Genomic DNA, 8,230 nt, shown 5'->3' with positions numbered 1-8,230 from the left:
GCGTCGTGGTGGTGGGGTTGGTGCGGCGGCGTTGTGCGGTGGTGGTGGGCAGGGTGACGCCCTGATCCTCCGCGTACCGACAGCCTGACCCCGGCTGACCCCGAGATCTACCCGGAGATCCCGCACCGTCGGTGATCGACTGGCTCCGGCGTGGCTACCCTGGACGGCATGAAGTGGCTTCCAGGGGGATGGCAACGGGCCGACCGGGTCGAGCAGGAACGGGCGACCGTCCCGGCACGTCCCCGCAACACCGCCCGTTACACCTCGGATCCGGCCGGAGCCGCCGAGCCCGCCACCCGGGTGCAGCCCGGCGGCGGGCACCGCCCGACGCTGCTGAGCGCGGACGCGCACGACGTCGACGTCAGCGCCAGCAGCTTCAAGGCGCTGCTCATCGGTGGCGGCATCAGCGGGCTGCTCACCGTGCTGGTCGCCGCGGCGCTGGTCAACAACGGCAACAGCGTCGGCTTGTGGATCTGGCAGCTCGTCTTCGGCGTGATCTTCCTCTGGTTCCTCACCGCCTCGCGGGGCATGTTCAACAGCCGCGGTTTCCTGCTCGACCGCAGCGGCTTCTACGCCCGCACCCGCGGCGAGGTGTACGGCGTCACGTGGGACGAGATCAAGGCCGTCGGGGTCGGCACGCTGCCGTGGATCCAGCACCGCCGCCCGGTCGCGCCGGAGCGCCGCCACGCGCTGGAGCTCTACCCCGCGGATCCGGGCTTCGCGGCGCGGCACCCGGAGCTGGACCGCTGGCGGGTGGAGGAGCAGCCGTCGATGCCGGGGCTGCCCGGCGAGCGCTACCGGTTCCACCTGCCGCCGATCAGCAGGCTGCCGAAGGAGCTGGAAGGCGCGGTGCAGACGGTCGCCCCGCAGAAGTGGATCGGCCGGTACAAGCGGGAGCTCCCGCCGCCGCAGGCCTGACGGCTACCAGCCGAGGCTGTCGATCGGGTCCGCCGAGGTCAGCTCCGGAGCGTCGACGGCGAAGGTGCGGGCCACCCCGCGGCCGCTGGTGGCGGTCTCGAACCGGACGGTGACGCGACCGTGCCCGGCGCCCTGCACCCAGCCGTGCCCGAACTCGCTGTGCTGAACGTCGTCACCCGCCCGCCAGTGCCGGGTCGACGGCTCCGGGCTCGGTTCGGGGACGGGCAGGGCGGCGGGCGCCGGGGATTCCTGCTGGTCGGCGGGGTTATCGAACAGCGGCTCCTGCTCCGAGGTCGCCAATCCCGAGTAGGAGACGCCGACCAGCCGGATCGGCGTGCCCGGCGGGACTGCGACGGGCAGCAGCCGCCGCGCCGCCGCAGCGAGCGCACCGAGATCGCTGGTCGCCGACGAGAACGTCTCCGCGCGGCTGATCGTGGTGAAGTCGGAGTCCCGGACCTTGATCGTCACGGTGCGCGCGGCGCGCCCCGACGACACCAACCGGCGATGCGCCGACTCGGCCATCCCGGTCACCTCGGCCTGTAGCTTCGCCTGGTCGGTGATGTCGACGTCGAACGTCGTCTCGGCGCTGACCTGCTTCGCTTCGGCGCGCTCGGCAACCGGATGCTCGTCGATGCCGTGCGCGAGGCGGTGCAGCTCGGTGCCGTGCGCCTGCCCGAGCAGCGACGTCACGTCGTTGGGGCGCAGCGCGGCGAGCTCGCCGATCGTCTGGACGCCGATGCGGTGCAGCTTCGACTCCGTCACCGGCCCGATGCCCCACATCTTGCGCACCGGCAGCCCCGACAGCAGTTCCAGCTGCTGCTCCGGCGGCACCACGAGCATGCCGTCCGGCTTGGCCAGTCCCGAGGCGATCTTGGCGAGCTGCTTACCGGCACCCGCGCCGATCGACGCCGTCACGCCGACCTCGCGGTGCACCCGCGCGCGCAGCCGCGTGGCGAAGTCCTCGACCTGCGCCGTGGTGGCCCCGGCGAGCTCGGTGGGTTCCAGGAACGCCTCGTCGACCGAGACCTGCTCGACGACGTCCGAAACCTCCCGGACGATGCCGAGCACGCGTTTGCTCACCGCCTGGTAGACGCGGAACCGCGGCGGGAGCACCACCGCGACGGGGCAGCGGCGGCGCGCCTCGGCCATCGACATCGCGGACCGCGCGCCGTACTCCCGGGCCTCGTAGCTGGCGCCGGCGACGGTGCCGCGCGGGCCGAGGCCGCCGACGAGCACCGGGCGCCCGCCGACCGTGGGGCGGGTCAGCTGCTCCACGGATGCGAAGAACGCATCCATGTCCATGTGCAGCACCCACCTCGGCATGACCGTCATTCAACGGGATGCCTCTGACAGCCGCCGCCGCGGCCGGGCGAGGTGAGAGCAAGGGAACTTTCCTGTCACCGCAGGCCGCTGACCTCCGCGACCGGGCGAGAGGATGGGAACCTTCCTGTCACTTCCGGCCGTGCGGGAGCGAGCAAGGGAACTTTCCTGTCACCGCGAGCCGGGGTGCGTGCATGGGAACTTTCCTGTCACCTCGCGCCGCCCGGCGGCCGGTCAGCGCAGCTTCGCCCACGCGTATGTGATCATCGCATCGCGCATGTAGTCGGCCATGCCCTTCGGCTTCCGGCGCTCGATGCGGCGGCGGAACTTCGGCTGGTTCACGTACATCTCCGCCAGCCGCAGGTAGGAGGACCGGTCCGGGGTCCAGAAGTGGCAGAGCCAGCGGTAGTGCTCGTGGATCACCTGCTGGGTGCGGGGGTCGTTCTCGGGGACGCCGGTGGCGAACAGTTCGGCGACGGCCGAGCTGATCCGGTTCCAGTCCGCCCCGATGCGCTGCGCGAGCGCTTTGCGCTGCTCCGGGGCGATGGGGCCGTTGGCTCCGGCGGGGGTGAGGTTTCCGATCAGGGCGGTGCCGTCCTCGACGGCTTCGGCCTGATCGAGACCGGGGCTCCCAAACGGCTGCACGGCGTTCCTTCCTCCCCTGATGTGCGGGCACGGCGCATGACGATCAAGCACGGATCGTGATCGACATTGCGGGTGATCACGGCCCTGATCACCTGCCCGTGGCACATTAACGGAGCGAAGTGGACGCTGCGTGTGATTGTGGCGATCCGCTACCAGCCTGTGATGCCCCGACCCGGTGCCGCGGCGCTCAGCCGGCTTCCGGACCAGCGTCGTCGTCCTGCTCGTCGGCCGCGGACCGTTCGGGCGGAGCGAGGAACACCACACCGCTTTCCAGGTCCAGCGGCCCGCCGGGGTCGTGCCCTCGCGAGATGCCGGTCTGGTCGCCTTCGTGCTGGAGCTTCCGGCCGGGGAAGAGTTCGCCGTATTTGCCCATGCACCCAAGGTAGCCCGGCGCCGTACCGGGGCCGGTGCGATGACGCCGGCCCCGGCACGCGCGATCAGCAGTGGGCTTTGTAGAAGTACCGCGCCTGCTGGTCGATGTTGTCCTTGGTGATGGCGATCATCTCGGTCTTGGTCTCCCGTTCGACCGGCTGGCCCTTGATCGCCGCGATGGCGCGCTTGACGCCTTCCTGCCCGATCTTGCCGGGGTTCTGCGCGATCAGCGCCTGGACCCGGCCGTTGCGCAGGTCGTCCACCTGCTTCGGACTGGCGTCGAACCCGACCAGCTGCACCTGCCCGGACTTGCCGGCGTTGAACAGCGCGGTGGCGGCGCCTTCGCCGGTGTTGAGGTTGGTGCCGAACACGCCGACCAGGTCGGGGTTCGCGGCCAGCGTCGCCGACACGATCTGCGCGGCGGTCGCCGCCTCGTTCTCGGTGTACTGGGTGGGCAGCAGCTTCAGGTTCGGGTGCTTGGCGATCTCCTCCTCGAAGCCCTTGGCCCGGGCGTCGGTGGTCGAGGTGCCCGCCTTCGTGTTCAGCGCCAGCACTGACCCCGGCTTGTCACCGACCAGCTGCGCCAGAGTTTGCGCGGCCAGTCGGCCGCCCGCGTAGTTGTCCGATGACAGCGAGGTGACCGAGATGGACCGGTCCTCCAGCGCGGTGTCGACCTCGACGACCTGGATGCCGTTGTTCTTGGCCTGCTGCAACGGTGCGGCCAGCGCCTTGTCGTCGGTGGGCGCGATGATCACCGCGCCGGGCTTGGTGCTGACGATGCCGCCCAGGATCTGCGACTGCTCGGCCTGCTCGAACTTCTCCGGGGCCTGCGAGTTCAGCTGGTAGCCCTGCGCGCCCGCCTCCTGCTGCGCCGCGCATTCGATGGACACGTAGAACGGTTCGCCGCGCATCCCGGTGATCAGGGCGAGGTTCTTGTTGCTGGGATCGGTCTGCCCGCTGCTGGTGTCACCGATCTGGCCGGACCCGCAGCCGGCCAGCAGCAGCGCCGCACCCAGCGCCAGCGCGGTTTTGTGCGTTCTCATCAGCGATTTACCTCCACACGCCGTTGTGCCGAAGATCGAGTGTCAGCGGTTGTTGCGCGCCCGCCGCCTGCGCTGGTCCAGCCAGACCGCGGCGACCAGGACCGCGCCGACCGCGATCGGTTGCCAGAACGGCCGCACCCCGGTCATCACGAATCCGGCGTCGAGCACCGCTGGGATGAACACGCCGATGACGCTGCCGAGCACCGTGCCGATGCCGCCGAACAGGCTGGTCCCGCCCAGCACAACGGCCGCGATCGCGTTCAGGTTGTCGTTGCTGTGCCCGCTGATCGTGGTGGTGCCGAAGTAGGCCAGCGACATGAACCCGGCCAGCCCGGCCAGCACCCCGGTGAGGGCGTAGACGGTGACCAGGTGCCGGGTGACTTTGATCCCGCTGCGGCGGGCGGCTTCGGCGTTCGAGCCGATCGCGTAGGTGTAGCGACCGAAGACCGTGGTGTGCAGCAGCCACAGCGCCAGCAGCGTGATCACCGCCGCGAGGATCACCAGGTTCGGGACCACCACGAACGACGTCCCGGTGCCGAGGGTCTTGCGCAGCGCGCTGGGCACCGTGCGCACGTCGATGCCGTTGGTGAGCAGCTGCGCGGCACCGAGTGCCGCGCCGAACGAGCCGAGCGTGACGATCAGCGCCGGGACCCGGGCGACGGCGACGAGCAACCCGTTCAGCAGGCCCCACAGCGCGCCGCCGACGAGCGCGACCAGCAGGCCGATCGCGATCACGCCCCAGCCGGCGTTCGTCGCGTCGCCGCCGCTGAGCCATTCCATGGTCATCGCCGACACGACGCCGGAGAACACCAGCACCGATCCCACCGACAGGTCGATGCCGGAGGTGATGATCACGAATGTCATGCCGACCGCGAGCATCAGCAGCGGCGCCGCCTGCACCAGCAGGTTCTGGACGTTGAACAGGGTGGGGAAGGCGTCCGGGCGGAGCACGCTGAACAGCACGCACAGGACGATGAGCACCAGGCCGGTCCACAGCGTGTTCGAGGAGGCCAGCCGTGCGCCGAACCCCTTCGCCGGGGCCGGCGCCTTCTCTTCCGCAGTGGACTCGGGTGTTTCCTGCTGGGTGGCCATCAGCTCGCGTCCTCCTGCGACAGTGCACCGGTCATGGCGCCGACCAGGTCCTCCAGGGTCGCCTCGGCGGCGCTGAACCGCGCCACCCGGCTGCCGAGGCGCAACACCTCGACCCGATCCGCGACCGACAGCACCTCCGGCATGTTGTGGCTGATCAGCACCACCGAGATACCGGTGTCGCGAACCCGTCGGATCACCTCCAGCACGCGTTCGCGCTGCACGACGCCCAGCGCGGCGGTGGGCTCGTCCATGAACACGAGCTTGTCCGCCCAGGTGACCGAGCGCGCGACCGCGACGCTCTGCCGCTGCCCACCGGACAGCGAGCCGATCGGCACCGACAGGTCTTGCAGCGACACCCCGAACTTCGCGAACTGCTCGGCGGCCTGCTCGCGCATCTTCGCCTTGTCCAGCATGCCGAGCCGGCCGAGCAGCCCGGGCCGCCGGATCTCCCGACCCAGGAACAGGTTCGCGGCGGGGTCGAGGTCCGGCGCCACCGCGAGGTCCTGGTAGGCGGTCTCGATGCCGTGCGACCGGGCGGCGGCTGGGGAGTCGAGCGTCACCGGCTTGCCGCCGACCAGGATCTGCCCCGAATCCGGCTGCTCGACGCCCGAAAGGCATTTCACCAGCGTCGACTTGCCGGCGCCGTTGTCGCCGATGAGCGCGACGACCTCACCCGGGTGCACGGTGAACGACGCGCCGCGCAGCGCCTGCACGCTGCCGTAGCGCTTGACCAGGTTGCGGGCTTCCAAGAGCGGTTCGGTCATCTCGGGCTCCCGGCGGCCGGCGGGCGGCAGTGCACCACGGTGACGTCCCCGACGAGTTGAGCGGCCCCGGCGGAATGCGGGATCACGGCGGTGCTGCCGCGGTGCAGCGGCAGTTCGGCACCGCCGTCCGTGCGCAACTTCCCGCTGCCGTCCAGCGCGATGAGCACGCCGAACGACGGCTCAAGCTCGACGCCACCGTGCAGGCGCTCGGCGCGGAAGAAGGGTGCCGCGTCGTCGGCCAGCAGCGGGACGCGGGGCTCGGACCGGTCCGCGGTGCGCTTGATCAGCGAGTCCAGCGCCGCATCGCCGAAACCGGCGCGGTTGACCGTTTCGAGCGCGGTCTGCCGGTCCATGCCGAGGAACGCGCCCTCGGCATCGGCCAGGAAACCCTGCCATTCCAACGTGATCGAGAAGTCCGTCGGCTGCTGCAGCTCGACGATGAACACGCCTTCGCCGATGGCGTGCGGGGTGCCCGCGGGGACGTGCACGGTGTCGCCGGGCCGGACCGGGATCTCGTTGAGCGAACCGAGCATCGCCGACGAATCCTGCGTGGCCACCCAATGGGCGACCGTCTCCGGCGCGACGTCTTCGCGGAAACCCAGGTACACCACCGGGTTCGCGCCGGAGGTGCCGACCACGATCCACGCCTCGGTCTTGCCGAACCGGGAACCGAGGTGCTGCTGGGCGAAGGCGTCCGAGGGATGGCAGTGCACCGGCAGCCGCTGCCCCGCGTCCAGGAGCTTGACCAGCAGCGCGGTGCTGTCGCCGAAGGCGGCCACGTGCTCGGCGCCCAGCCACCGCTCGGGTTCGGAGGTCACCGCGTCGCGCAGCAAACGCCCGTCCGGCAGGCGGGACAGGCCCGACTCGGCCTGGCCGAACCGCGTCGTGGTGGACGCGACCCAGTCCTCCGGGCCGAATTCGCGGTCGTCCGAGCCGCGCAGCGCGGCGATCGACGCACCGCCCCGGTAGAACTGGCGGGGCTGGTTGGCCGGCAGGGCGATCGGCACCGCCGGGCCGGCCTGATCATTGTGGACAGAACTCAACGTGATACCTCTCCGGAACCTCTGGCGAGCAGCCGAGTGGGAACGACCAGGCGACATGGCGGCGTGCGGTCGCCGTCCAGCCGCGCGAACAGCAGTTCTGCCGCCGACCGGCCCAGCGCCCAGGTGTCGTGGGTGACCACGCTGATCGGCGGGTCGAGGAGGTCGGCGAGCTCGAAGTCGTCGAAGCCGACGAGCGCCGGCCGACGGGGTCGACCGGCCAGCGCGCGCAGCGCGTGCACGGTGATCCGGTTGTTGCCGGTCACCAGCGCGGTCGCGCGCTGCAGCGTGGAACGCAGCGCCTGCGCCACCGACTCGTCGGTGTGCGGGCCCATCAGGACCAGGTCGGAGGAGAACGGCACACCGGCCTGCGCGCAGCCTTCCCGGAAACCGCGCAGCCGCTCGGCGGCCGTGTGGATCTCCGGAGCGTCGCCGAGGAAAGCGATCTCGCGGTGCCCGTGCTCGGCCAGGTGGCGGGCGGCGAGCGCGGTGCCGCCGGCGTTGTCGATCAGCACGGTGTCGGCGTCGAGGTTGCCCGGCGGCCGGTCCACGAACACCACCGGCGTCCCGGCGTTGATCTCGTGCGCGATGTACCCGTGCTGGTGACCGGCGGGAACCACGATCAGCCCGTCGACGCGGCGCGCGCAGAACTCCAGCACCAGCTCGCGTTCCCGCGCGGGGTCCTCATCGGACGAACCGGTCAGCACCTGCTTGCCCTGCACCCGCGCGATTTCCTCGACCGCGCGGGTCAGCATCGAGTAGAACGGGTTCGCCAGGTCTTCCAGGACCAGGCCCAGCGTGCCGGTCCCGGTGCCGCGGCGGAGGTTGCGGGCGCTGAGGTTGCGGCGGAACCCGAGCTGGTCGATGGCGGCCAGCACCCGCTCCGCGGTCGCCGGATGGACGCCGCTCTCGGCGTTGACGACCCGCGAAACGGTCTTGATGCTCACGCCCGCCAGCCGCGCCACGTCGTTCATCGTGGCGCGCCGGACGTTCCCGGACTCAGACAACGTTGTCATGATGGGCGGCATTGGATCGC

The 8,230-nt window shown here is 70.9% G+C and carries 9 protein-coding genes; 1 reads left to right on the top strand and 8 read right to left on the bottom strand.

Annotation, left to right across the window (positions count from 1 at the left end; translation table 11 throughout):
- The first annotated feature begins 168 nt into the window (after positions 1–168).
- Positions 169–918: a hypothetical protein gene (locus AC07FN_RS33010; protein ID WP_478399143.1), complete on the top strand. Its 750-nt coding sequence runs from the start codon at positions 169–171 to the stop codon at positions 916–918.
- Between the two features lie 3 nt (positions 919–921).
- Here the strand turns inward: AC07FN_RS33010 and AC07FN_RS33005 are convergent, their stop codons facing one another.
- The 8 genes from AC07FN_RS33005 to AC07FN_RS32970 form a co-directional block, all read right to left on the bottom strand.
- Complete coding sequence (locus AC07FN_RS33005; RefSeq protein WP_478399142.1) at positions 922–2,241, bottom strand: DNA polymerase IV; 1,320 nt, start codon at positions 2,239–2,241, stop codon at positions 922–924.
- 231 nt (positions 2,242–2,472) lie between these two features.
- A complete protein-coding gene (locus AC07FN_RS33000; RefSeq protein WP_358582715.1) occupies positions 2,473–2,883 on the bottom strand; it encodes a TipAS antibiotic-recognition domain-containing protein in 411 nt (136 codons plus the stop codon).
- Positions 2,884–3,070: 187 nt separating this feature from the next.
- Positions 3,071–3,256 (bottom strand): hypothetical protein, encoded by a 186-nt coding sequence (locus AC07FN_RS32995; protein ID WP_478399141.1) that lies wholly within the window; start codon positions 3,254–3,256, stop codon positions 3,071–3,073.
- A gap of 64 nt (positions 3,257–3,320) precedes the next feature.
- Positions 3,321–4,298 (bottom strand): ABC transporter substrate-binding protein, encoded by a 978-nt coding sequence (locus AC07FN_RS32990; protein WP_478399140.1) that lies wholly within the window; start codon positions 4,296–4,298, stop codon positions 3,321–3,323.
- A gap of 42 nt (positions 4,299–4,340) precedes the next feature.
- The gene (locus tag AC07FN_RS32985; protein WP_478399139.1) at positions 4,341–5,390 is read right to left on the bottom strand and encodes an ABC transporter permease; all 1,050 of its coding nucleotides are present in this window, start codon (positions 5,388–5,390) and stop codon (positions 4,341–4,343) included.
- Complete coding sequence (locus AC07FN_RS32980) at positions 5,390–6,154, bottom strand: ATP-binding cassette domain-containing protein (protein ID WP_478399138.1); 765 nt, start codon at positions 6,152–6,154, stop codon at positions 5,390–5,392. Before AC07FN_RS32980 ends, AC07FN_RS32985 begins: the two co-directional genes overlap by 1 nt.
- Complete coding sequence (locus AC07FN_RS32975) at positions 6,151–7,197, bottom strand: class I mannose-6-phosphate isomerase (protein WP_478399137.1); 1,047 nt, start codon at positions 7,195–7,197, stop codon at positions 6,151–6,153. Before AC07FN_RS32975 ends, AC07FN_RS32980 begins: the two co-directional genes overlap by 4 nt.
- Positions 7,194–8,168 carry a LacI family DNA-binding transcriptional regulator gene (locus AC07FN_RS32970; protein ID WP_478399147.1) on the bottom strand — a complete coding sequence of 325 codons (975 nt, stop codon included), beginning with the start codon at positions 8,166–8,168 and terminating at the stop codon, positions 7,194–7,196. The genes AC07FN_RS32975 and AC07FN_RS32970 overlap by 4 nt, the downstream gene beginning before the upstream one ends.
- Between the last annotated feature and the right edge of the window lie 62 nt (positions 8,169–8,230).

This window comes from Saccharopolyspora sp. NPDC045941, assembly GCF_056431445.1.
The sequence above is the reverse complement of the archived record's forward strand: the minus strand, read 5'-3'. Positions and strand labels throughout refer to the sequence as shown.

What these genes read in the sequence shown, in the direction of transcription:
- AC07FN_RS33010 (WP_478399143.1), top strand. Translation starts at nt 169, where the DNA reads ATGAAGTGGCTTCCAGGGGGATGGCAACGGGCCGACCGGGTCGAGCAG.
- AC07FN_RS32985 (WP_478399139.1), bottom strand. Translation starts at nt 5,390, where the DNA reads ATGGCCACCCAGCAGGAAACACCCGAGTCCACTGCGGAAGAGAAGGCG.
- AC07FN_RS32970 (WP_478399147.1), bottom strand. Translation starts at nt 8,168, where the DNA reads ATGAACGACGTGGCGCGGCTGGCGGGCGTGAGCATCAAGACCGTTTCG.
- AC07FN_RS33005 (WP_478399142.1), bottom strand. Translation starts at nt 2,241, where the DNA reads ATGCCGAGGTGGGTGCTGCACATGGACATGGATGCGTTCTTCGCATCC.
- AC07FN_RS32995 (WP_478399141.1), bottom strand. Translation starts at nt 3,256, where the DNA reads ATGGGCAAATACGGCGAACTCTTCCCCGGCCGGAAGCTCCAGCACGAA.
- AC07FN_RS32980 (WP_478399138.1), bottom strand. Translation starts at nt 6,154, where the DNA reads ATGACCGAACCGCTCTTGGAAGCCCGCAACCTGGTCAAGCGCTACGGC.
- AC07FN_RS32990 (WP_478399140.1), bottom strand. Translation starts at nt 4,298, where the DNA reads ATGAGAACGCACAAAACCGCGCTGGCGCTGGGTGCGGCGCTGCTGCTG.